Origin of the sequence: Gemella haemolysans, assembly GCF_901873445.1 — a bacterium.
Classification (GTDB): Bacteria; Bacillota; Bacilli; order Staphylococcales; family Gemellaceae; genus Gemella; species Gemella haemolysans_C.
The window spans coordinates 38,974-62,609 of the sequence record NZ_CABFLN010000030.1; the positions used below are offsets into that span (position 1 = coordinate 38,974).

Here is a 23,636-nt window from a genome sequence, read left to right on the forward strand (position 1 = left end):
AGATGAAAATGTTTTTATAATATATTTATTTGAATTTTGAGGAGGTATAGAAAATATGACTAATAAAACATGGTATCTTGGTTTGGATATTGGAACAGCAAGTGTGGGTTGGGCTGCCACTGATACTGAATATAAAATTATTAGAAAAAATAAAAAAAGATTATGGGGAGTTAGACTATTTGAAGAAGCTAAGACTGCAGAAGAACGCCGAGGATATCGTTCTAGTAGAAGAAGATTAGCTAGAAGAAAATGGCGTTTAAACTTATTAGAAGAATTATTTACTCAAGAAATAGCCAAAATAGATTCTAATTTTTTCTTAAGGTTAAAGGAAAGTCAATATCATTATGAGGATAAAACCCATCAAGTACCGTATGCGATTTTTAATGATAAAGATTATACAGATAAAGATTATTATAAAGAATATCCAACAATCTATCATTTAAGAACAAAACTTATGACTGAGGAAAATCCTGATATAAGAAAAGTATTTTTAGCAATACATCATATCTTAAAAAATAGAGGACATTTCTTACTACAAGGTCAAAGTTTTAAAGCTGGTAATTTAAACAATTTAATTAAAGAATTATTAGAACTTGATATACTTCATGTAGGATTTGAAGTAACAGAAAAAGTTGTTGATAAAATTGCGGATATTTCATTAGAGAAAAAAACTTCAAAAGATAAGTTGAATGATATTAAAGAACTATATCCAAAAGAAAAACAATTATTAGAAGTGTTTAGACTTATTTTTGGAGGGAAAACATCATTAGATAAAATATTTGCTATTGATGAGTATAAAGAATTAGATGCATCCGTAAAATCAGTTTCTTTCAAAGAAAAAATCTATGAAGAAGTTCGACATGATTATGAACAAGTTCTATCAAACTATATTGAATTACTAGATTTAGCTAAGAAGATTTATGATAGTATTATTCTTTCCGATATTAAAAAAGAAGGAAAAACATTATCAGAATCAAAAGTTAAACTTTATGAGAAACATAAAGATGATTTGTTGAGATTAAAAAAACTTGTGAAAAGTGATTCTAAATTATCCGCGGAGAAAAAAATAGAATTGTATTCAGCTATTTTTAAAGAGGATAAAGATAAAGGAACTAACTATGTAAATTACATTCGTAATAGCGAAGAAGGTAAAGGTTGTAATTACGAAGACTTTAAAAAATTCTTAGATAAAGAACTAGCTAAACTAGAAGAAAGTGCAGCTAAAGATGAAATATTAAGAGATTTAGAATTAGAACTATTCTTACCACTTCAAAGAACAAAAGATAATTCTGTAGTACCGTATCAAATTCACAAAGAAGAATTAGTAAAAATTTTAGATAATGCGGCTAAATACTATAGCTTCTTAGATGAAAAAGATGAGAGTGGATATAGTGTAAGAGAAAAAGTAATTCAATTATTAGAATTTAGAATACCGTACTATGTTGGTCCACTAAATTCTAGTAAAAAAGCTAAAGAAGATGGATTTGCTTGGTCTGTAAGAAATAAAGGGTATGAGAATACACCAGTAACTCCTTGGAATTATGAGAAAGTAATTGATGAAAGTGCTAGTGCAGAGAAATTCATTACGAATTTGACTAATAAATGTACATATCTTAAAGGTGAAGATGTTCTTCCGAAGAATTCATTATTATATTCTGAGTTTGCATTATTAAATGAGCTGAATGCATTAAAATATGATGGAAATAGAATAAGTCTAGAAGCTAGAAATGTTATTATTGAAAAACTTTTCAAACAACAAGGTAAGAAAGTTACAAAAACAAGTATTAAAAATTTATTGAAAGCAGAAGGATATATAGATGGTAAGGGCGAAATCACAGGTATTGATATTACTGTGAAGAATGATCTTAAATCTTATAGAGATTTCAAGAAAATCTTAGGGAACAAGTTTAACTCTGAATATGTAGAAAATATAATTCTTTGGATTACGTTATATGGAGAAGAAAAACTAATAAAAGCTAAAATAGAATCTGTTTATGGAGATATTTATTCAATAGATGAAATAGATAAGATTTCGAAATTAGAATTTAAAGGCTGGGGAAGATTCTCTAGAAAACTATTAACAGAATTAGTTAGTAAAAAACTTTATAATGAGGAAACTGGAGAATGCTTAAATATAATAGGAGCTATGCGCCAAAATAACATACTATTCATGGAGTTATTAGCAGATAGATTCGATTATGCACAACAGATAACTGATTACAATAAAGAGTTACAAAAAGAAGTAACAGAAATTACACCAGAAATCCTAGATGATTTATATGTATCCCCAGCTGTCAAACGTTCAATTTGGCAAACTGTTAGAATAGTAGAAGAACTTAAGAAGATTATAGGGTGTGCACCTGAAAAAATTTTTGTAGAGACAACAAGATCTAACCAAGGGGAGAAAGAACCAACATCTTCACGTGAAAAACAATTAAAACTTGCTTATAAAGCTGTTAAGAAAGATGTAAAAGAGCTAGAAAAAGAAATTGGTGCAATTAATTTTGATGTACTGAATGATAGACTAAGCTCTGAAGAACAGTCCAAGCTAAAAGCGAAAAAACTATATCTATATTATATGCAATTAGGACGATGTATGTATAGTGGTAAGCAAATAGAGCTAGAAAATTTGTATACTCCGGAATATGATATAGATCACATCTACCCTCAATCAAAAATAAAAGATGACAGTTTTACGAATACGGTATTAGTAGAACGAGGATATAATGCAGCTAAGTCTGATAGATATCCGTTAGGTTCTGATATTCAAACACCTAGCAATAGAAAATTTTGGAAATTTTTAAAAGAAAAAAAATTAATTACTGATGAAAAATATAATAGATTAGTTAGAACAGAAGAGTTTTCTGATGAAGAGCTGAGTGGTTTTATAGCACGTCAATTAGTAGAAACATCGCAATCAGTAAAAGCAGTAGCTAGTATCTTAGGAGAATTAAATCCAGAAACATCAATATGTTACTCTAAAGCGGAAAATGTATCTAGTTTTAGACAAAACTTCGGGAAAATTAAAGAAGGTAATAGGGATTCAAAAAACGGTGATCAGTTAATAAAAGTACGTGAAATAAACGATTTACATCATGCCAAGGTGTTCATCAGCATACAAAAAGCATTGTTAAACTAGGAAGTTAACAACGCTATTTTTATTTTAGGGGCAGTTTAGGGGCAATTAGAATTGAATATTTCTAAAACTTTCAAATTCTAATTCTTGTTGTTTGTTTGTCTTATGGATATAAATTTCTCTAGTTACTCTTGAATTTTTGTGACCTAATCTTTTTGAAATTAACTCAACATCTATTCCTTTATCAATGCACAAACTAGCGTGAGTATGTCTTAACATATGCAATGTAAATTTAATAGTCGTATGTTCTCTTAAATATCTACTTACATTTTCTTTTATCCAGTACGAGCCAACAGTATTAAAGAATATAATATTATTCTTATTGTGAAAATCTGATAGAGTAATTGAAAAGTTATTACTGATTGTTCGTTGTGATTCTATTATCTCTAAACATCTTTTATTTAATGATATTCTTCTATTTGAAGTATCAGTTTTTGTTAAGTCTATTTCTCTATTTCTATTTAAACTTTTATCTATTGTAAGTATATCTCCCTCAACATCATCAAATGTTAAGGCCAGACATTCACTTATTCGTAATCCAGTGTTGATAAGGAATTCTACAAGATTTCTATATCTAATATTATGATCTAATTCATCTAAAATTATATCTATTTCATCTTGTTCTAGGTATCTATTATCTTTTTTAGCTTCAACTTTCTTTAAGTCCATTTTATCAAGAAAATTTATATCTTTCAAATAATCAAATTTATATAGCAAACGAATATATACTCTTACTCTTTTTAGCACCTCATTATAGTATTTGTCTGAAGTTGTACTTTGTTCTATTACATCTTTTAAATATCTTGCATTAATTAAATTCAATTTAATGTCATAACCTTTTTTCTTAATTAAATTTATAATAGATTTATTATTGTGTCTTGTATTTGCTCTGGCATGTTTATAATGTTTTTCGTATATTATATCTAATCCCTCAAAAAATGTAATATTGTTATCTACTACGTATTTTAAATCTTGAGCTTTGGTTCTCAATATCTCTCTTGCGATATCTTCATTTTTCTTGCTTTTTTTATCCATTGTGACAGTTATTTTTCTTAGTTTCCCAGAAATATCTTTAACTCGATCACAATATTTTACTTTTCCGTTTTTTTGTTCTTCTATCCACATAGAAATACACATCCTTTCTTTTAAATTATTAAGATGTGTGTTATAATTAACTAAATGAGCGAGGTTCGCTCCACATCTTAAGTAGTTTTGAGAATCCTATTAATATATGACGATATAATAATACTCGAAACGGACTTACGATTGACAAAAACTCTCTAACTCTTGGCGGGGTGCAGGGAGTTTTTTTATTTATTTTTGTTTAATTGGTTTTAATTATCAATTATTTTTGGTATAATAATACTATAAAATTAAAGGAGATAAAACAATGAAAAAGTTACAAGTTATTAGTGGTTATTTATTCATTTTATCAATAATATACAGTTTATTTTATTTTTTATTGCCTTTTAAGTGGGTAGTTTTTATTTCTTTAATTACTTTAACAGTATTTAAAGTATCTCCTCATAATGAAATTAGTAATAATATTTTTTCTTTTGTTATTGATTTTCGATTTCATTATAAATAGATGGCAATTCTAATTCAGAATCAATTGATTCTATTCGTACGCTATCTTGTTCAGATGATTGATTTCTTAAATCTGATATTTTCTTTTCAATTTCTAATAAGTCTAATTCTCGTTTTTTATCTTCTAAAATTTGGTCTTTTTGTAGTTTTTTTAGTTCAATTTTATCTTTTTCATTTTTAATTTCTAGATTTTTATTTTCTAATTTTTCTTTTTTCTCTTCATTAAGAGAACGTTTTATACCTTGAAACTTTACACCTAAAACACTTATTTCTTTAGAAAAATATAAAACACAACATATGAAGCCTGATACTCCTATAAAAATAGCTCCTATACCCATTGAAAGTAAGAGTGAACCAGGACTTTCTACATTACTTTTTATGTCAATTACATCATCTTTATTTTTTAATTTATTAATAGTTTTATATAGAGTTTCCCAAACTTCAGAATTTATATTATCTTTTGTACGTACAGATATTTTGCCATATATTACATTATCTTTAATATAAACAGGCGATAATAAACCGTCTATATATTTTCCATAATCAGTTATATCAATAATCGACTGGTGCATATTAATGGTATATAAAAGTTTAGGATTTATCCATTCTCTATTAACTTCATTTACCCAAGTAATTTTTCTTCTTTTCTTACATACAGATATTTTTTGCCCTATTGAATTTAATTCAACTTTGTTTTTTAACTCTAAATATTCATCATCAGTTAATTCATACATTTCACTTGAAATAATACCTATTAAAAATTTTCTAGAACTTCTATAAGGAACTATAACAATATCACCGATATTCATTTTGTTATAAAAATTTTGTAATCTAGATCCTATTTGAGATGCACCATTTTTTGACGGTTTGGGTCTTATATTTCTTAAAACTAAACTAGTATATAAATCCTTTTTCTTTTTATTATATTCTTTTTCTATAGTTTCTGATTTTCGTTTACGTCCTGATGGTGTAAGTTCAGGTACATTAATAGAAATTTTTTCTAATTGAATTAAATTTTCAAGTGATATTTGATTGTATTGAATCCCTATGCTACTAGACTGTTTAAAATCTTCATATTCTTCTCCACGTCCAGCACGAACTAACCAATATTTAGTTTCTTTTGGTATTTCTAGTATTTTTAAAATATTTGCACTTTCTGTATCCATAGTATTCACAGAAGCACCTCCTTCATGTTATAATAAAAGAGAGTTTTATTTTATTAAAATTCTTGTTGTATCTCTACACTATCTAGTTTGGTCGCTTGTTAGTGTAGAGTTTTTTTATTTGTCTAAACTGGTCGAATTCGACTAGTTTAAAAAGAAAAAGAAGCCTTTATCTAATGATAAAAGACTTCTTCACGGTGGGCATTGCCCTATCTGATATCATTATAACATATATTTTATTATAAATCTAATTTAATGTTTTATTATTCTACATTTGATATTTTATCGAAAAATTCTAATATTTCTTTTGCTTGAACAGTAGTGCCTCTATATGTAATACTATCTTTTTTAACAGGTTTATCAATTAAATTTATTTTGTATGTACCTTCATTTAAACCAGTAACCGTAAATTCAATTGTTAACTCAGTAACTTGATCTTCTAGTTTTTTCTTACCAGTTAATCCTCCGATTATCATTCCAGTACCACCTAAAAGTAATCCCCCAGCAGCTACACGTCCTATTGAAACACCACCTTGAGTAACCTTTGCTCCGTCTTCAATAACTTTATAGTCTACTAATTCATTAAATTTAAAAACTTTGAAATAATCAGTATTTATTTTAAATGTTTCTGTTATTTCATCTATTATCAGACCTCTTAAGGTTAACGTTTTCTTAAATTCTGTTCTTCTAATTTTGTTTTCTTCTGATTTTTCTTTTGATTTAACTTTTAGCTCTTCCTTTTCTTTTTTCTTTTGTTCTTTTAACTCTAATTCTTTTTGTTTACGTTCTTGTTTTAAACGTTCTTTTTCTGGATTCTTTTTAAAAAACATAATGCATCTCTCCTTAAATTATATATTCTAACCTTTTCTCACATATTCTATAATCTAGTTTATAAGCCTCAGAAATATATGTGAGATTATTTATTTCTTTTATCTCTTCATCTGATACCATGAAATAACTAGCGAATAAATCCGCTTCTATTTCTTGTCTTGATAGAGGTGTGCTTGTTACACGTCTTAAGAAATGCAAATTAGAGCCTTGATGTAGAATATAATGTCCTAATTCATGTGCTAACGTGTACCTTTGTTCATTTGAAGATAAATTGTTATTAATGTGTATGCAGTGGTAAATGTTATCTTCTATTTCCAACGTATGATATAGACCTTTGTTTTCTCCAAGGTCGGCAAATTGTACAATTATTCCTAATTCTTTAATTATTCTCAATGGATCGTTTGTTCCGTATTTATTTGTAAGAGAAGTATAAATCTCTTTAATCGTCAATTTTAGATTCTTTGTGTCGTGCCATAGCAATTCGGGCCGCTTGCTCGATAGAAGCACGCACTAACTCCTTTGTTGTTTCGTCCATTGGTTCGCCCTTAAACATTAGGGTTTGTTTACTGTTGAGATTATTCATTAAATCATCTACCATCGTTGAAATGTCTTGATTTTCAGAAACTATATTACTTTTTTCTTCAATCAAATCGGATTTTTCTATAGCGAAGAAATCAGCTAATAATTGAATTTTAGACATTCTAGGAATTGCTATCCCTTGCATCCAAGTGTTAAATGTTTGTGGAGATACCTTAATTCGTTTAGCTATTTCTCGTTGAGGTAAGTTACTATTAGCTACTAATCTTTTTAAGTTGTTAGAAAAAATAATTTTTTCTTTTTGATTGTTGCTCATGTTATTCAACTCCTTTCTTATATTATATCAAATTTATTTTGAATTTCAATACAAAAAGTAAAATTTTTTTTGATTAATGTATTGACATCAAATTTAATTTGATATATAATAAAATCGTGAGGTTGAGAAAAAAAAATCTCAGAATATAAAAAATATGGTGGTGATACAGTGACTAAATTAGAAATCTCAATTAGTGCTGCTAGAGAAAACGCACAGTTAACACAGCAAGATGTTGCTAAAAAACTAGGTGTTACTAAGCAAACTATAGTAAATTGGGAAAAGTACAGACAAACACCTTCTGTTAAACAAGCCAAGGAATTAAGCCTAATTTTTGGGATTCCTCTTGATAACATTAGGTTTTAAATTTTGATTATTATATCAAATTAAATTTGATATAAACTTATAAGGAGGTGAAATTAATGTCAGAAATTCAATTAAATTTAGTGGAATTAAAAAAACTTGATCTTTCTTTTCCGTACATCTCTAAAGATGAAATAATGAATTGTTTTAACATAAAATCTACAACTTATGATAAGTATAGAAATAAATTCAAAGAAAAAATTGACGAAAAATTCTACCCATCGGGATGTTATTTAAAAGTAGGTCAAGAACAATTCAATGTTTATGCCTGGTTACACTTTGCTTCTAACTATGATTATTTCAAAGATAAAAGACTAGAGAAGTATGTGTTACCTTTCACTAAGAAAACAGTACAAGAATTTAAAAATATAGGAGTTGGTTAAAATGGATAAACTAAGAAAAAGAAAATTCAATACATATTATTGGACGTGCGTGGTTGTTGCAGCATGTATGCTAATATTTAGCAACATTGAGTGGGAAAGGATTTTAGCAGGGCTTATGGGCTCAATATTTATTCCGTTTTACGGATTAGATGAAAGAGGAGCTTACGCTTTCCCAGATGGTGAAGAAGATGTTGAAGATTAGCAAAGAAAATAGTAGTGAAGCTATTGCGGCATTTAAATATTTGTTGAAAACAAGACAAGAGGAAACTAGTATGTCTTGTGAACGGATATCTAAATTAACTGGCATACCACATAGCACTGTAGGTAGAATCAGATACAGTAGTGTGAAAAATATAAAACTAGAACATATCGTTAAAATAGCTAAAGTATTAGATATAGATTTAAATGAATTGAAAGGAGTATAGGATATGTTGATTATTAAAGGTGAACGTTTGAATGCTGAAAATAATATTCAAGAACACATAAAAATTTCAAGTGAGGCACTGGCAGTAACTTTATACGGATTATATGAAGAGAATGATTGTGAGGATCTTAACGATTTTTTAGATTGTTTAGGAAATGAAAGTATTTTAGTTTATATAGAGAAGAAAGGAGTATAGGATATGAGAGGATTTGAACTTGTAAAAGGGTATGATGGAAAATTACCAGTAATTGCAAATGTTGGTGATGGTGGTGCTGATTTCTACACTGCAGAAAGAATAATATTAAGACCAGGAACTATTAACAATTTAATTCCTACTGGAGTTAAAGCTTATATGAATGATGGTGAAGTGCTACTGTTATTTGCTAGATCTAGTATGGCAAAGAAATATGGACTGAGAATGAGTAATAGTGTTGCTGTTATTGATAAAGGATTTTACAACAATAAAAGTAACGAAGGACACATCACTTTTCTGTACGACAACATTACTGATAAAGAAGTAATTATTGAAAAACACACAAGAATAGGCCAAGGAATATTCATGAAGTTTTTACCTATAGACAATATTGAAATTCTGTCACAAGAAAGAACTGGTGGATATGGCAGCAGCGGTAACAAATAAAGGAGGTGATTTAATTTGAAAAGAAACCAAGATGAAAATATTAACAAAAAACAAGTTGGGAGACGCATTTTATCTATTAGGAAGCGTAGAAACTTAACGTTAATCGATTTCGCTAAAAAGATTGGAGCTGGTAAAAGTAGTGTGTCTGACTGGGAGAAAGGGTTTAGACTTCCTCCAGAACCAGTTTTATTTAAAATAGCTATCATGGGAAATACTAGTGTTGATAAATTGCTATATGGTGATGGTAAAAACGATGTTGAAGAAATATATCAAAAACTTATTAAGCTGCCTGAAGCGGATATATTAGGAATTCTTAGAAGAGTACATAATAAATTTAAATTCAAAGGAGGTTATATGATTTGAAACAATACAGAATCAAACTATGGGAATTAATGGCGGAAAGAAGCTTAAAAATAACGCAAGTATCAAAAGATACTGGATTGAGTAGACCGACATTAAATAGCATAAAATTCGATAGAATTAAAGCTATTCAAATGAATACTATTGATATATTGTGTAATTATTTCAAGATTACACCTGGTGAATTATTTGAAGAAGTCAAACCTATTAAGGAAGTTTACCCCATAAAAAAATAGTCGTTTAAAACAACGACTACTTACAAAAATTTACAACTTAAAAATAACACATTTAGGAGGAAATTGCAAGTGACAAAAGATATTATTAATCCGAACCACTATAAAGCAGGTGGAATTGAAACAATAGATTTAATTCAAGATGTAGTTAAGGACTTTGGCAGTGTGTGTCAAGCTAACATTTTGAAATATGGAATTAGAGCAAATAAGAAACATGACGAACCGCAAGACGATATCAAGAAGATAATCAGATACTGTGAATTTTGGTTGAATGATTTGGACGGTTTAAAAGCTAGTGAAAAGCGTTCTGAAGAAATAGCAGTATTTGATAAGTTAAATGATTTATTAAACGAACAAGAGAAAGAGTTTTTAAAAGGTAGAAATATAAGCTGTGTCATGGTAGATGGTGCTAAAGTACTAGAAGGTATGGTAAAAGAAATACAAAGGAGATTAGGAGATGAAAAAAATGGAGAATAAAAAATACTCAGAACAAATAGAGGAATTAAGATTCACAAGTAATAAAATATCTGATATTCTTGATTGCAACAATTTCGATTCCTTAGAACGAAGAAGATTAAGAGAGGCTCGAGATATTTTAGATAACAAAGTTTACATATTGGAGGATTTTAAGAATGAGGAAGAATACTGGAGTTAATTTAACTCAAGCGATTAGAAATTACATATATACTAATCCTGGATGCAGTAAATATGATTTAGTTAATGATTTAGGTTTTCCTTACTCAAAAATGAGAATGCCTATAAGTAAACTAAAAAATAATGGTGAAATTTTAATTGAAGATGGTAAATATACCGCTTTGGAAAGCATAGCGTTTTTAAAAGATTATAACCATTCATCAGAGGAGTTTTCAAGAAGAGGATATTTAAAGAAATTAGTTGATGTTGTTATAGAAAATATTCAAGAATGTACAGATCATAATATAAAAATTCAGTATATCCAAGAAGGTAGAAGATTATTAAAAGATTTAAAATAGGAGATTAAAAAATGAAATTAATAGTAAATGCAAATGTGTTAATCACAAATAAGGAGGGTATCCTTTTATTAGATGAAATTATAGCTAAATATGGAAATAATGTTGAGAATGTGGCGGTTAATGTGGAGCCAATTAAAGATTCTCCTGTGCAACAAACTCAGTTACCAACTCAACAACCTGTTCAATCAGTGCCAGTACAAACTCAACCTGTTCAATCAGTGCAAGTACAAACTGCACCAACACAAACTGTTCAGCAAACAGTACCAGTACAACCAGTTCAACAGCCTGTGCAAACTCAACCAGTACAAACCGCAGTACCTGTTGCAGAGAAAACTTATACTTTAGAAGACTTACAACGTGCATCAAGTACTTTAGTTCAAGCAGGTAAAATTCAACTTTTACAAGGCTTATTACAGGAGTTTAACTCATTAGCGCTTACAACATTACCTGCTGAACAATACGGAGCTTTTGCACTGAGATTAAGAGAATTAGGAGCGGCTATCTAATGACTGAAATTAATCACAAAGAAAGGGCTCATGCAAAGCTTAGTGCTAGTGGTGCCAGTAGGTGGGCCACCTGTCCTGGTAGCGTGCAAATGGAGGAAGGTATTCCAGATACTGAGTCTGTATATGCAAAGGAAGGAACATTGGCTCATGAATTAAGCGAACTTAAATTAAAGCATTATTTAGATTCAAAAGGCTTTGGTAAAAGAAAACTTAATGCATCAGTTAAAAAGATAAAAGAAGATGAATTATATCAAGCTGAAATGGATGGGTTCACAGACAATTATGTTGATTTTATAAAAGAAAAAGCTTTAAGCTTTCCATCTAAGCCATATATAGAGATTGAAAAAAGAGTAGATTTTTCTAGCTGGGTTCCTGGTGGATTTGGGACGTGTGACTGTATTTTAATTCACGGATCTACGCTTTCTATAATCGACTTGAAATATGGAAAAGGTGTTCCTGTATCAGCTGAGAAAAATGAACAATTAATATTATATGCACTTGGTGCTTACAACGCTTTTAGTTTAATCTACGATATCAAAAGAATTGAAATGAATATTGTACAGCCACGATTAAATAATTATTCTAGTTGGGAAGTTGATCTAACAGAATTGTTATTATGGGGAGATTACTTCAACGTTCAATCAAGTAAGGCTCTAAGTGGTGATGGTGAATTAGTTCCATCAGCTAAGGCTTGTAAATTCTGTAAAGCCCGTGATATTTGTTCGGCCAGGGCGGAGAATAATTTATCTCTTGAATCAGAAATACACTTAAATCCTAATGAAATTCCTAGAGATAAATTATTCGAATATATCTCAAGAGGTGAGGACATAGCGAAGTGGGTTAATGATTTAAAAGCCTATGCCTTGAATCTATGCTTAACTGGTGAAGATGTAAAGGGACTAAAAGCAGTAGCTGGAAGAACCTCACGCTCTTGGACTAATCAAGATGAGGCACTTAAGAAGCTAATTGATGGCGGTATTGATGAAGCAATAATCTTTGATAAAGTACCGTTGACTTTGGCTAAACTAGAAAAAGCCCTTGGAAAAGAACAATTTAACAATTTGGTAGGTGATATGGTAGTAATCAGCGAAGGGAAACCTACTTTAGTGTTTGAAAATGACAAACGACCTTCAATAACAAATACAGTAAAAGCAACTAGTATTTTTAAACCAATAAATTAAAACAGAAATTAAGGAGATTTTAAAATTATGACAAACGAAACAACAGCAGTAGTACAAAACGTGAGATTAAGTTATGTAAATGTATTTAAACCATACTCAAATAATCCAGATTTACCACCAAAATATAGCACTACAATTTTATTACCGAAAAGTGATTTAAATAGTAAACAAAGATTAGATGCAGCAATTCAAGCTGCAGCTCAAAAGGGATTAAATGAGAAATGGAACGGAGTAATGCCTCCTGTAGTTGCTAATCCTATTCATGATGGTGATGGTGTGAAGCAAGATGGAACACCTTTCGGAGATGAATGTAAAGGTTGTTGGGTATTTACAGCCAGTGCAAATGCTGATAGACAACCTCAAATTGTAGATCAAAATGTTCAACCTATCTTAAATCAATCTGAAATTTATTCTGGAGTTTATGCGAACGTAGCTATTAATGTATTTCCATATATGCACACAGGGAAAAAAGGTGTAGGATTTGGACTAACACATATTCAAAAAGTTAGAGATGGTGAAGTTTTAGGTGGTGCTCCAGTATCTGCAGATAAATTATTCACATCGTTAGGTGGTGCATCAAATCCTAATCCTTTCCCTAATCCGCAACAAGCACAACCTGTACAGCAGTATCAACAAACTACACCTCAATACCAACAACCAACTCAACAAGGTTCATTTGGTGTAGATCCGTTAACTGGACTTCCACTTTAATATTAATAAATTACTAAGGGGGGTTAGCCCCCCTAAATGTTTAGGAGGACTATATGCAACATTTAAGTATCGATATTGAAACTCGAAGCAGTGAGAATATATCTAAATGTGGGGCTTACAAATATGCTCAATCTGAAGACTTTGAAATTTTGCTATTCTCTTACAAACTTAATGATTCGGAAGTTAAATTGGTAGATATAAAACAAGGTGAGAAAATTCCTGATGATATCGTTGCTCTATTAAATAATCCAGATTGTATTAAGCATGCATATAATGCTGCTTTTGAGTGGTACTGCTTAAATAGGGCTGGATTTGAGACTAATATATCTCAGTGGAGGTGTACTATGATGCACGCTACTTATTTAGGATTGCCTGCTGGATTAGGAATGACTGGTAAGGCAATAGGTATTGCAGAAGATAAGAAAAAGCTGACAACTGGAAGTAGATTAATTCAATATTTCTCTGTTCCTTGTAAACCTACTAAGACTAACGGTGGTAGGACTTGGAATGATCCGCATCATGATTTAGAGAAGTGGAAACTATACTGTGAATATAATATGCAGGACGTAGAAGCAGAATATGAAATATATCAATATATAAAAGCTTTTGAAGTTCCATCAAAGGAACAAAAACTTTGGGAAATGGATATTTTAATGAATGCTAACGGAGTAATGGTGGATAGAGCATTAGTAAACGGTGTGCTTTCTATTGACTTTGAAAGTACTAATAATTTAACAGAAGAAGCTTTTAAAATTACTGAACTTGAAAATCCTAATAGCGTTAGTCAACTTAAAACCTGGGTTGAAAGTCAATTAAGAGAAGAACTTGACGGATTAACAAAAGATGTTATTTCTGATTTATTATCGAGAGATAATTTACCGTTAAAAGTTAAAAGAGTATTAGAGATAAGGCAGCAGTTAGGAAAAACTAGTGTAAGTAAATATTCAGCTATGGAAAATGCGATGTGTAAGGATAACAGAGTTCGAGGGTTGTTACAGTTTTACGGAGCTAACAGGACTGGTCGTTGGGCAGGTCGACTTGTGCAAGTTCAAAACTTACCTAGAAACTACATTGATACGCTAGACACAGCTAGAAATTTTGCAAAAGATGGTAATTACGAGGCCTTAAAACTTCTTTATGGTAATGTGCCTGACACTCTAAGCCAATTAGTAAGAACAGCATTTATTGCTAGTAAAGATAAGTTTATAATAAGTGATTTTAGTGCTATTGAAGCACGTGTAATTGCTTGGTTAGCTGGTGAAGAGTGGGTCAACGAAGTATTCGCAACGCATGGTAAAATCTACGAAGCAACAGCAAGTCAGATGTTTAATGTACCAATTGATAAAATCTCAAAAGGTAATCCTGAGTATAGCTTAAGGCAACGTGGTAAAGTTGCAACATTAGCATTAGGATATCAAGGCGGAGAGTCAGCTTTAATAGCAATGGGGGCTGATAGAATGGGGCTTACTAGTGAAGAACTTACGGATATTAAAGTTCGTTGGAGAGAAGCTAATAAAAACATTGTCCGCTTGTGGTATGCCGTTGGAGATGCTGTAATTCAAGCCATGAATGGCAACGGAACTCAATATGTACGAGGTCTTGAGATTAAACGTGAATGGGATATGATGTATGGGCTTGATTTTATATCAATTAAATTACCTAGTGGGCGTTCACTATATTATCCTAAGCCTTTTCTAAAACTGAATCAATTTGAAAAAGATGCACTTCATTATTACGGGGTTAACCAAACCACTAAAAAATGGGAAGTTAACTCAACTTATGGAGGCAAGCTAGTCGAGAATATTGTGCAAGCAATAGCAAGAGATTGCCTAGCGGAAACATTATTAAGACTATACGAAAAAAATTATGACGTTGTAATGCATATTCACGATGAAGTGGTAATAGATGCTTATGATGATGAAAAACTAGAAGATGTAAATAATATTTTGGCCGAGCCTATTCCTTGGGCTCCTGGATTAGTGCTAAAAGGTGCTGGATTTGAAACTAAATATTATATGAAAGATTAGAATGGAGGTTAAAAAGTGCAAGCAAATAGATTATTAGGAATTGCTAAGGCAAATCACAGAAAAGCAACTATTTGGCAAAATACAGATATTAGTTGGCTTGACTTTGTAGAAACTTTAAAATCTCCAGTTAGAACTCAAGAGAAATATGATGAATTTCTCAAGATGAAAAAATCAGATCAAGATAATTTAAAAGATGTTGGGGGCTTCACAGGCGCTAAGCTTTTAGATGGCCGTAGAAAAGCAACGAACATAATCAGTCGTGATGTTGTCTGTTTAGACTTAGATAACATACAACCAAATATGACGGACGATATTTTAAAGAGAGTAGGTTCGCTTGGGTGTACCTCTGTTGTTTATTCAACTAGAAAACACAGTAATTATACACCTAGACTTAGGGTGCTTATTCCTCTTGATGAAAGTTGTACTCCAGATGAATACGAGCCAATAGCTAGAAAATTAGGTAGCTTGTTAGGGATTGAGAATTGTGATCCAACTACTTTTGAAGTTAACAGATTTATGTACTATCCATCATGTTCGGTTGATAGTGAGTACATATTCCAGTTTTATCCAGGGCAATTTTGTAGCCGTGTTGGTGTGCTTAATATGTATGCTGACTGGACTGACATTTCAACTTGGCCACACGTCCCTGGTCAAGACACTAAACAAAAACAACTTTTGGCCAGACAACAAGATCCATTAACTAAAAACGGCTTAGTTGGTTCGTTTTGTAAAGTTTATGATATCACATCGGCCATTCAAACTTTTATCCCTGCTTTATATGAAGCAACGGCCACTCCTGATAGATATACTTTCACTGGTGGTAGTACTTCTGGAGGGGCTGTACTTTATGATAATAAATTCTTATATTCACATCATGCAACTGATCCATGTTGTGGCCAACTTGTTAATGCTTTTGACTTAATAAGAATACACAAGTTTAGCAACCTTGATGAAAATGTGAAAGACGGAACACCTGTAAGTAAATATCCATCTTATACAGCTATGAAAAAACTAGCTCTTGAAGATGCTAATGTAGCAGCTTTGATGAATAGTGAAATGGTGGCCAACGCTAAGGATGTTTTTAATATCGTAGGTAGTGATGAAAATACTCAAGCTGAAGATGAATTAAACTGGCTTTCACAGCTTGAAAGAAGTGAAGAAGGTAAAATTCAAAAGACTATTAATAATATAGTTTTAATTCTGGAAAATGATCCGAATTTAAAAGATAAAATTGCGATTGATATTTTTAGTAATCGAGGATTAGTCTTTGGCCAACTTCCTTGGGATAAACATTATGATCCAAATAAAGATCATAGAGATTGGTCTGAGGTAGACGATGCTTCCTTTTCTAGGTATCTTGAAACAGTTTATAAAATAACTGGCCAGGACAAGCAAGACAAAGCCTTATTAATTGTAAGTGATGGTAATAGAATTAATTATGTTGAAAGATATCTAACATCATTACAATGGGACGGAGTACCTAGGATAGATAATCTACTTATTGATTATTTCGGTGCAGCAGATAATGTATTTTCTAGAGAAGCAATTCGTAAAAGTTTAGTAGCTGCAGTGGCCAGGGCCATTATTGGCGGAGTTAAATTCGATGTAATGACAATTTTAGCTGGGCCACAAGGAGTTGGTAAGAGTACTTTCTTTTCTATCTTAGGTAAAGAATGGTTTAACGATAGTTTACAAACTTTTGAAGGTAAAGAGGCTTCTGAACTTATCCAGGGAAGCTGGATTGTAGAGGTAGGAGAACTTACCGCTATGAATAGGCACGATACTAATGCAATCAAGCAATTCTTGAGTAAAAGAGAAGATATTTACAGGGAAGCTTATGGAAGAAGAACAAGTAAATATCCTAGAAGATGTGTTTTCTATGGAACATCAAATGATGATGAATTTTTAAAAGATCCAACTGGAAATAGACGTTTTTGGCCTATTGATATTTGTGTAGGTGAGATTAAAAAAAGCGTATGGGACGATTTACCAAAAGAGGTGGACCAGGTGTGGGCTGAGGCTTACGCATTATTTCTAATGGGTGAAAGCTTGCAACTTAGTAAGGAGGCCGAAGAGTTGGCCAATGTGGCACGGGAACACCATAAAGAATCAAATGCAAAAGAAGGTTTAATCCGTGATTATCTTGATAAACCTATTACTGAAAACTGGTATTCACTTGATTCTAGTATGCGGAAAAATATCTTAAATGGTGAGTTTGATAAAGGAGCTAAAATGGTATTTAGGCAAAAAGTGTGTGCTGTAGAAGTATATGTGGAGTGCTTAAAAGGTGATTTACGATTTATGAAGAGAAGTGATGCAAAAGAAATAAATCAAATAATTAGTAATATTGTTGGGTGGGTTAAGGATGAAAAAACAACACGTTTTGGAAATTACGGCCCACAAAAAGGATTTAAAAGGGTGTAACTTTGAGTGTAACTTTGGAGAAAGAAAGTTACAAATCAAAAATCACATTGTAACTTTGGTGTAACTTTGAAAAAATATAAAACCTTATTATATCAACGGTTTAACCAACCTAATGTAACTTTAAAAGTGGAAAGTTACACCTAAAGTTACACCTTATAAACGTTGATATAATAACTCTAATAAGTATTTTATATATTAATTTGTAACTTTAAAACCTATATATAATATAAAAATAAAGGAATTATAGAAAATATAGGATTATATAAATCTATAAATTCTATAATATCTATGTTTTATATACTATATAGGGAAAATAAAGTTACAAGTTACAAATTAAAAATTTTAAAATTGAGAGATGATTTTGACAAATGGAAATATCAGAAAAGCAAATTGAAAAATATTTAGTAAAAAAAATTAAAGATAAAAAGGGCCTATGTTTAAAATTTGAATCTCCTGGATATACAGGTGTGCCTGATAGAATTATTATTTTAAAAAATAAACCAGTTGCTTTTGTAGAATTAAAAAGGCCTAAGGGTGGAAGATATTCAGCAAGGCAAAAATTAGTAGTGAGAGATTTTAATAGATTAGGCCAAAAAGTTTACAAGGTAAAAAATAAAGAAGAGGTAGATAAGTTAGTAGAGGAGTTGATAACGTGAGAGAGTTTATTCCACATAACTATCAATTAACAGCAATCAATCATGTGATCAATGTTCCAAAATGTGGATTGTTCCTTGATATGGGATTAGGTAAAACAGTATCAACATTAACAGCAATTAAGGAATTAAAATACAATAGATTTCAAATTAATAAAGTGTTGATTATTGCACCGAAGAAAGTGGCAGAGGGAACATGGTCGAAAGAAAAGGATAAGTGGAATCACACAAAAGATTTTAGAGTAAGTCTAGTATTAGGAAGTCAGCAAAAGCGAATTAAAGCTTTAAGTGTAAATGCAGATTTATATATTATTAATCGGGAAAATATTCCTTGGTTAGTTGATTATCTTAGAAATGATTGGTATTTCGATACGGTTGTAATTGATGAAAGCAGTAGTTTTAAAAATAGTCAAAGTAAGAGATTTAAAGCTTTGAAAATGGTACTACCTAAAATTAATAGGTTGATTGAGTTAACAGGAACTCCTAGTCCAAATGGAGTGGAAGACTTGTGGGCACAAATATATTTACTAGATCAAGGTGAAAGATTAGAGAAATTTATCACTCATTTTAGAAATAGATATATGGAACCTAATAAGAGAAATAGAAGTCAAATTTTTGATTATAAAGTTAAAGAAGGAGTTTATGATCATATCATAAATAAAATATCTGATATTTGTATAAGCATGAAATCTGAGGACTATTTAGAACTTCCCGATTTATCATACAATGAAATACCCGTAGTTTTAAATGATAAAGCTAGAAAAGACTATGACAAAATGGAACGTGATTTTGTCCTGGAGCTTGAGGAAGCAGAAGAGGATATAACAGCAGTAAATGCAGCTGCATTATCAAATAAATTATTACAAATAAGTAATGGGGCTGTATATGATAATTCAGGAATTTACACAGAAGTGCATAATGCAAAAATAGATTCATTTCTTGAGTTGGTAGAAAGTTTACAAGGGCGAAGTCTTTTGGTATTTTACAATTTTCAACATGACAAGGAACGAATTAAGAAAGCTTTGGAAAAAAGCAATTTAGTAGTTAGAGAATTGAAAACTACACAAGATGAAGATGATTGGAACGATAGAAAAATAGATATCCTATTGACACATCCAGCAAGTGCTGCATATGGACTTAATTTGCAAGAAGGTGGAAATCATGTGTGTTGGTTCGGTTTAACTTGGAATTTAGAACATTACCAACAAGCTAACAAGCGACTGCACAGACAAGGCCAAAAAGAAAAAGTAATTATTCATCACTTAGTAACGCAAGATACGAGGGATGAAGATGTAATGCGAGCATTAGACAGTAAAGCGGATGTTCAAGAAGAAATCTTACAAAGCTTGAAAGCTAGAATTAGAAAAGTTAAAGAAGGTAAGTAGAAATGTTAGATAAGATATTAGAAATTGTGAATTTAATTGTCGTAGGTGCTTTATTAGGAGTAATTGTTAGCAATGTTAAATTAGATAATCTTAGGAAAGAAAACATTGAACTAAGGTTAGAGAAAGTTAAGTTAGAAAATAAAATTAATGAGTTAGATTACAAACAAGCAGAATTAACTAAAAGAATAGCTGAATTGAATGGAATTGGAGGATAAGAAATGAAAGAGAAATATGACAGATTAAAGGATATAGCAGCAACTTATGGATACGACAAAGTAGAAGAAGAGACTGAGAAAAAATTGATAATAAGTAACGGATATTTTCATGAATTAAGAATACTGTGTGATGACGTTGAGCGTAAATTTGGTATGAGAATAGTGAATAGAGTCTATGATTCAACAATTTTTACAGTTATAACTTATCATTACGGTGATTTTTTAATGGAATTTGAAAAAACTTTAAAAATAAATATAAACCGAGTTTTCAAAGAATCAATGAGAATGATTAATTTAGATGTGTAGGAGAGTAAGAGATGCTGAAAAAAATATGGGATAACATAGAAATAATACTAATCACATTATTAATGTTGTTAGCGATGTTTACATCAGGATTGATATTAGGTGTTTATGTTTCAAGTAACACGATTGAGGAGTTATCTAACGATAATATCGTTAAAGAAAGGACTATACAGCAACAAAAGGAAAGAATAAGACAATTACAATTGCTTAAACAATATAAGGAGATTTATGGATAATGAATCCAGTTAGAGTAAGATTTTGATTAAAAAGCGGTGAATTTTTAGAAACTTCAATTGATTTTGATGATGTTATGGCTATAAATAAAGCGTATGGTAAATTGAAAGCTGGAGTAATAAGAAATGAAAATTTAAAAATCACTATTTCAAATATAACATTTCATTTTGATGATATAGAAAAAACAATGTGTAGTTATGATTATCCATATACAGAACACTCAATATCAACTGTAACGATTGAAGAAAGAGATGTAATAAAAGAAGAACTTAATAAAGTATATTGTAAAGTTGATAATTTTATAGAACGTATAGGAGAAAGAAATTTAATTATTTTATTAGTGATCATATTGATATTTGTAACGATATTTACAGCATATCAAATATACAGTTTATTTAGTATGTAGGAGGAGATAGAAGTTGAAACAACCGAAGGTATATATTAAAGAAATAGGAATAATAGCAGAAGCAACAATGATAGATTATTTTGATGAAGAAGTTGAGGTTTACGACGAAGATGAATCTAGATATCATTACTGTGATTTTGATGAAGTTGAATTCATTTACGGGACTGGTTTTAAAGATAAAAACGGAAAAGAAATTGAATCTGGAGATATTTTGAAAATAGATTTCGCAGATATCATTTCTATAAAATTTCACAGTGTTTATGGTTTTTATGCGATCGATAAAGATGATAAATATTGGTTTGCAGAAGAACTAGAGGATGAATTTAGAGAAACATTCTCAAAAAGTGAAGTTATTGGCAATATTTACGAAAACAAAGATTTATTGGAGGGCTAAAAATGGCATTAGAAAATATGTACAAATTGAGAGAGTTATTGCTTTATAAAAAAATTAAAAAAGCAGAAAATAACACGTTGGAATTGACTGATGGAACAAAGATTGAATTTTATTTATCTGATTACGATTGTTGTGCAGGTGCATACGGTGAGTGGATATTATCAGATAATTTTGAAGGTTGTATAACTGATGTAACTTACAAACATAGTAAAACAGGGGATTATGGTGAAGTTGAAGAAAGAGTAAAATTAACTATTTTCCACAATCAAAATACGATAGCACAAGCGAACTGTTACGGGGATAACGGGAATGGTGGATATTACTTCTCTGTTTTATCAGTGAATGTGAGAAGTATAAATGGTGAAAAATTAGACGATTTTACTCTGTTGTCAGTATATTAGGAGGTGCGGTTATGAAATGGCATAAAGTATATTTGCGAAAAATGACTGAAGAAGAAAAAGAATTTTATCAAGGAGATTATGATGAAATATGGGATGGAACGTTACCTGATATTGACGAAGAAGTACTGGTCACTTACCCTTTGTCTCCTGGAGAATTTGTTGATACTTATAAAGATACTTGGTTAGATTTTGAAATTGGATTAGGTTTTGAAAATACTGATAGTGATGTTATATATTGGATGGAAATACCAAAATATAACGGAGAATTAGACAATTAGAAGGAAGAAAATATGGATGAACAAAAATGGTTGAATGTTGAATTTAGAGTTATGTTTAATATGCCAGTAGATGAAGATTTTGATATAGATGAACTATCTGAAGAAGAATTAGAACAAAAAGTTAAACGACTAGAAGAACAACTAACAGAAGTAAGAATTGAATTGTTAGAAAGAAAGGCTGAGAAAAAGTCTTATGAGGTGGAAGTGCCAGAGGATATTGGCGATTATGTTTATATCAACAATATTGGCAATATATATGATTTGAATACATTTACTATTGTTGAATATGAAAAAATTTACAAACGTGGTTTAGCCTTTAAAAGTAAAGAAGAAGCTGAACAGTTCGACAAAGAACGTATATTACTATTTAAACTTCACAAGTGGACTGAAGAACATAATGGAGGTTGGACACCGAATTGGGAAGATAATGGAGTAAAGTGGTATGTTACTTACGAAACAGACCGAAATATATTAAAAATAAATTGGTGTGTTTGTTGTCAACAATTTATTAAACTACCTTATTTCAAGAGCGAGGAACTAGCGCGAGAATTCATCGAAGAGTTCGGAGATGAAATAAAAGAGGTGCTTTGCTAATGGAATTAAAATCAATGTTTATAATCGACATTCTACTTTACATTATAGGAATATTCTTCTGTGTATCGCTAATATCTGTGATGGTGTTTATGGTTGTTGCGTTAAAGAGATATATTAATTGGAGGAAGTAAGATGTACAATCTAAAGGCTTATACTCCAACTCAAGGGGTTAAATCAGTGACACGTTATAATTTTAGAACACAAGAAGTTGAGCTAGAAGTTGCACCTTATATGCCTGTTAAAACTAAGAATTTTAAGTTGTTACGTTGTAGTGAATTAAAAGATATATGGGGTAATTTAATATACGAAGATTATATTGTAAAATATAAAGATGATTTAATTGGTGTAGTTAAATTTATAAAAGGTAAGTTTGTTGTTGAGTTTAAACAAATAACAGTTGATTTATGTAATATCTATGATAGATTATTAATAATAGGAGATGTGTATGCAAAGAAAATTGAGTAACGAAGAGTATTATAAGCGAAAAAATTTTTTAAATAAAATAAACTCGATTAGAAGCCATATAAAAAGAAATATGGATGAGTTAAAAGAATTAGCAGAGATGAAAAAATCTATAAAAATTACTGATTATAGCAAAGAAGATTTTAAAACAAGCAGTAGTAATGTAAGTCAACAAGAAATAATAGTGTGTAAAATTATTGAGTTGGAAAAAGAAATTTATGACAATACTTCTGAATTAATGAATGTGAAAATTATCACTAGAGGTGTTCTGAATAAAATAAAAGATGATAAATGCAGACTTTACATGTTTTACAGATACTACGACTGCTTAGATGAAGAGACTATAAAATATAAAATGAATATCTCAACGAGAACATGTCAAAGACTAAATTCTCAAGGTATTTTTTCAATAAAAATCTAATTGGCGATAATTGGCGGAGAAACACTATTGAATGGCGGTGATAAAAGCCTTATAATGGTATTATAAGATTTTAGGTAGA

34 protein-coding genes are annotated in these 23,636 nt (G+C 30.4%); 29 read left to right on the forward strand and 5 right to left on the reverse strand.

From position 1 onward, the window contains the following. Window positions 1-55: 55 nt before the first annotated feature. Window positions 56-3,139 (forward strand): type II CRISPR RNA-guided endonuclease Cas9, encoded by a 3,084-nt coding sequence (gene cas9 / locus JX287_RS04570; RefSeq protein ID WP_239650332.1) that lies wholly within the window; start codon window positions 56-58, stop codon window positions 3,137-3,139. A 45-nt stretch (window positions 3,140-3,184) separates the two neighbouring features. Here cas9 and JX287_RS04575 read toward each other — a convergent pair whose 3' ends face one another. The 5 genes from JX287_RS04575 to JX287_RS04595 all read right to left on the reverse strand — a co-directional run bounded on the left by JX287_RS04575 (window position 3,185) and on the right by JX287_RS04595 (window position 7,570). Next, entirely contained in the window at window positions 3,185-4,261 is a 1,077-nt protein-coding gene (locus tag JX287_RS04575) for a tyrosine-type recombinase/integrase (RefSeq protein ID WP_204642820.1), read from the reverse strand. A 434-nt stretch (window positions 4,262-4,695) separates the two neighbouring features. After that, on the reverse strand, window positions 4,696-5,898 hold the full coding sequence (locus JX287_RS04580; protein WP_204642823.1) for a hypothetical protein: 1,203 nt from the start codon (window positions 5,896-5,898) through the stop codon (window positions 4,696-4,698). Window positions 5,899-6,149: 251 nt separating this feature from the next. Beyond that, window positions 6,150-6,716 carry a hypothetical protein gene (locus JX287_RS04585; RefSeq protein WP_204642826.1) on the reverse strand — a complete coding sequence of 189 codons (567 nt, stop codon included), beginning with the start codon at window positions 6,714-6,716 and terminating at the stop codon, window positions 6,150-6,152. Window positions 6,717-6,729: 13 nt separating this feature from the next. Next, a complete protein-coding gene (locus JX287_RS04590) occupies window positions 6,730-7,167 on the reverse strand; it encodes an ImmA/IrrE family metallo-endopeptidase (RefSeq protein ID WP_204642829.1) in 438 nt (145 codons plus the stop codon). Then, window positions 7,157-7,570, reverse strand: coding sequence for a helix-turn-helix domain-containing protein (locus JX287_RS04595; protein WP_204642831.1), 414 nt, complete (start codon window positions 7,568-7,570; stop codon window positions 7,157-7,159). The genes JX287_RS04590 and JX287_RS04595 overlap by 11 nt, the downstream gene beginning before the upstream one ends. Window positions 7,571-7,738: 168 nt before the next feature. Here JX287_RS04595 and JX287_RS04600 point away from each other — a divergent pair, with 168 nt between their 5' ends. From JX287_RS04600 to JX287_RS04735, 28 genes are all read left to right on the forward strand, one after another. Continuing rightward, the gene (locus JX287_RS04600; RefSeq protein ID WP_204642834.1) at window positions 7,739-7,933 is read left to right on the forward strand and encodes a helix-turn-helix transcriptional regulator; all 195 of its coding nucleotides are present in this window, start codon (window positions 7,739-7,741) and stop codon (window positions 7,931-7,933) included. 56 nt (window positions 7,934-7,989) lie between these two features. Next, complete coding sequence (locus JX287_RS04605) at window positions 7,990-8,313, forward strand: hypothetical protein (RefSeq protein ID WP_204642837.1); 324 nt, start codon at window positions 7,990-7,992, stop codon at window positions 8,311-8,313. Window position 8,314: 1 nt separating this feature from the next. Next, window positions 8,315-8,515 carry a hypothetical protein gene (locus JX287_RS04610; RefSeq protein ID WP_204642840.1) on the forward strand — a complete coding sequence of 67 codons (201 nt, stop codon included), beginning with the start codon at window positions 8,315-8,317 and terminating at the stop codon, window positions 8,513-8,515. Further along, window positions 8,502-8,738, forward strand: coding sequence for a helix-turn-helix domain-containing protein (locus JX287_RS04615; protein ID WP_204642843.1), 237 nt, complete (start codon window positions 8,502-8,504; stop codon window positions 8,736-8,738). The genes JX287_RS04610 and JX287_RS04615 overlap by 14 nt, the downstream gene beginning before the upstream one ends. A 3-nt stretch (window positions 8,739-8,741) precedes the next feature. Beyond that, the gene (locus tag JX287_RS04620) at window positions 8,742-8,933 is read left to right on the forward strand and encodes a hypothetical protein (RefSeq protein ID WP_204642845.1); all 192 of its coding nucleotides are present in this window, start codon (window positions 8,742-8,744) and stop codon (window positions 8,931-8,933) included. Window positions 8,934-8,936: 3 nt separating this feature from the next. Next, window positions 8,937-9,377, forward strand: coding sequence for a dUTPase (locus JX287_RS04625; protein ID WP_204642848.1), 441 nt, complete (start codon window positions 8,937-8,939; stop codon window positions 9,375-9,377). A gap of 15 nt (window positions 9,378-9,392) precedes the next feature. After that, on the forward strand, window positions 9,393-9,740 hold the full coding sequence (locus JX287_RS04630) for a helix-turn-helix domain-containing protein (protein WP_204642850.1): 348 nt from the start codon (window positions 9,393-9,395) through the stop codon (window positions 9,738-9,740). After that, window positions 9,737-9,973 carry a helix-turn-helix domain-containing protein gene (locus tag JX287_RS04635; protein WP_204642852.1) on the forward strand — a complete coding sequence of 79 codons (237 nt, stop codon included), beginning with the start codon at window positions 9,737-9,739 and terminating at the stop codon, window positions 9,971-9,973. Before JX287_RS04630 ends, JX287_RS04635 begins: the two co-directional genes overlap by 4 nt. A gap of 69 nt (window positions 9,974-10,042) precedes the next feature. After that, the gene (locus JX287_RS04640; RefSeq protein WP_204642854.1) at window positions 10,043-10,447 is read left to right on the forward strand and encodes a DUF3310 domain-containing protein; all 405 of its coding nucleotides are present in this window, start codon (window positions 10,043-10,045) and stop codon (window positions 10,445-10,447) included. Beyond that, complete coding sequence (locus tag JX287_RS04645; RefSeq protein ID WP_204642856.1) at window positions 10,437-10,625, forward strand: hypothetical protein; 189 nt, start codon at window positions 10,437-10,439, stop codon at window positions 10,623-10,625. Before JX287_RS04640 ends, JX287_RS04645 begins: the two co-directional genes overlap by 11 nt. Continuing rightward, window positions 10,603-10,962, forward strand: a complete 360-nt coding sequence (locus JX287_RS04650) for a hypothetical protein (protein WP_204642858.1) — start codon at window positions 10,603-10,605, stop codon at window positions 10,960-10,962. Before JX287_RS04645 ends, JX287_RS04650 begins: the two co-directional genes overlap by 23 nt. Before the next feature lie 11 nt (window positions 10,963-10,973). Continuing rightward, window positions 10,974-11,468, forward strand: a complete 495-nt coding sequence (locus tag JX287_RS04655; RefSeq protein ID WP_204642860.1) for a hypothetical protein — start codon at window positions 10,974-10,976, stop codon at window positions 11,466-11,468. Further along, window positions 11,468-12,649, forward strand: a complete 1,182-nt coding sequence (locus JX287_RS04660; protein WP_204642867.1) for a DUF2800 domain-containing protein — start codon at window positions 11,468-11,470, stop codon at window positions 12,647-12,649. Before JX287_RS04655 ends, JX287_RS04660 begins: the two co-directional genes overlap by 1 nt. Window positions 12,650-12,676: 27 nt before the next feature. Next, window positions 12,677-13,360 (forward strand): DUF2815 family protein, encoded by a 684-nt coding sequence (locus JX287_RS04665; protein WP_204642869.1) that lies wholly within the window; start codon window positions 12,677-12,679, stop codon window positions 13,358-13,360. A gap of 53 nt (window positions 13,361-13,413) precedes the next feature. Next, on the forward strand, window positions 13,414-15,387 hold the full coding sequence (locus JX287_RS04670; protein WP_204642871.1) for a DNA polymerase: 1,974 nt from the start codon (window positions 13,414-13,416) through the stop codon (window positions 15,385-15,387). Window positions 15,388-15,402: 15 nt separating this feature from the next. Beyond that, complete coding sequence (locus JX287_RS04675; protein WP_204642873.1) at window positions 15,403-17,811, forward strand: virulence-associated E family protein; 2,409 nt, start codon at window positions 15,403-15,405, stop codon at window positions 17,809-17,811. Between the two features lie 368 nt (window positions 17,812-18,179). Then, on the forward strand, window positions 18,180-18,467 hold the full coding sequence (locus JX287_RS04680) for a VRR-NUC domain-containing protein (RefSeq protein ID WP_204642875.1): 288 nt from the start codon (window positions 18,180-18,182) through the stop codon (window positions 18,465-18,467). Further along, the gene (locus JX287_RS04685) at window positions 18,464-19,849 is read left to right on the forward strand and encodes a DEAD/DEAH box helicase (RefSeq protein WP_204642877.1); all 1,386 of its coding nucleotides are present in this window, start codon (window positions 18,464-18,466) and stop codon (window positions 19,847-19,849) included. Before JX287_RS04680 ends, JX287_RS04685 begins: the two co-directional genes overlap by 4 nt. A gap of 2 nt (window positions 19,850-19,851) precedes the next feature. Further along, window positions 19,852-20,064, forward strand: a complete 213-nt coding sequence (locus JX287_RS04690) for a hypothetical protein (RefSeq protein WP_204642879.1) — start codon at window positions 19,852-19,854, stop codon at window positions 20,062-20,064. A 3-nt stretch (window positions 20,065-20,067) separates the two neighbouring features. Continuing rightward, on the forward strand, window positions 20,068-20,370 hold the full coding sequence (locus JX287_RS04695; protein ID WP_204642882.1) for a hypothetical protein: 303 nt from the start codon (window positions 20,068-20,070) through the stop codon (window positions 20,368-20,370). Window positions 20,371-20,381: 11 nt separating this feature from the next. Further along, the gene (locus JX287_RS04700; RefSeq protein WP_204642884.1) at window positions 20,382-20,603 is read left to right on the forward strand and encodes a hypothetical protein; all 222 of its coding nucleotides are present in this window, start codon (window positions 20,382-20,384) and stop codon (window positions 20,601-20,603) included. 74 nt (window positions 20,604-20,677) lie between these two features. Then, a complete protein-coding gene (locus tag JX287_RS04705) occupies window positions 20,678-21,007 on the forward strand; it encodes a hypothetical protein (protein ID WP_204642887.1) in 330 nt (109 codons plus the stop codon). A 13-nt stretch (window positions 21,008-21,020) separates the two neighbouring features. Next, entirely contained in the window at window positions 21,021-21,401 is a 381-nt protein-coding gene (locus JX287_RS04710; protein WP_204642890.1) for a YopX family protein, read from the forward strand. A 2-nt stretch (window positions 21,402-21,403) separates the two neighbouring features. Further along, the gene (locus tag JX287_RS04715) at window positions 21,404-21,802 is read left to right on the forward strand and encodes a DUF7448 domain-containing protein (RefSeq protein ID WP_204642893.1); all 399 of its coding nucleotides are present in this window, start codon (window positions 21,404-21,406) and stop codon (window positions 21,800-21,802) included. A gap of 11 nt (window positions 21,803-21,813) precedes the next feature. Further along, the gene (locus JX287_RS04720) at window positions 21,814-22,080 is read left to right on the forward strand and encodes a hypothetical protein (RefSeq protein WP_204642896.1); all 267 of its coding nucleotides are present in this window, start codon (window positions 21,814-21,816) and stop codon (window positions 22,078-22,080) included. Window positions 22,081-22,092: 12 nt separating this feature from the next. Beyond that, the gene (locus JX287_RS04725) at window positions 22,093-22,674 is read left to right on the forward strand and encodes a med21 domain-containing protein (RefSeq protein ID WP_239650333.1); all 582 of its coding nucleotides are present in this window, start codon (window positions 22,093-22,095) and stop codon (window positions 22,672-22,674) included. 132 nt (window positions 22,675-22,806) lie between these two features. Beyond that, on the forward strand, window positions 22,807-23,139 hold the full coding sequence (locus JX287_RS04730) for a hypothetical protein (protein ID WP_204642899.1): 333 nt from the start codon (window positions 22,807-22,809) through the stop codon (window positions 23,137-23,139). Further along, window positions 23,120-23,557: a hypothetical protein gene (locus tag JX287_RS04735; protein WP_204642902.1), complete on the forward strand. Its 438-nt coding sequence runs from the start codon at window positions 23,120-23,122 to the stop codon at window positions 23,555-23,557. Before JX287_RS04730 ends, JX287_RS04735 begins: the two co-directional genes overlap by 20 nt. The last annotated feature ends 79 nt before the right edge of the window (window positions 23,558-23,636 follow it).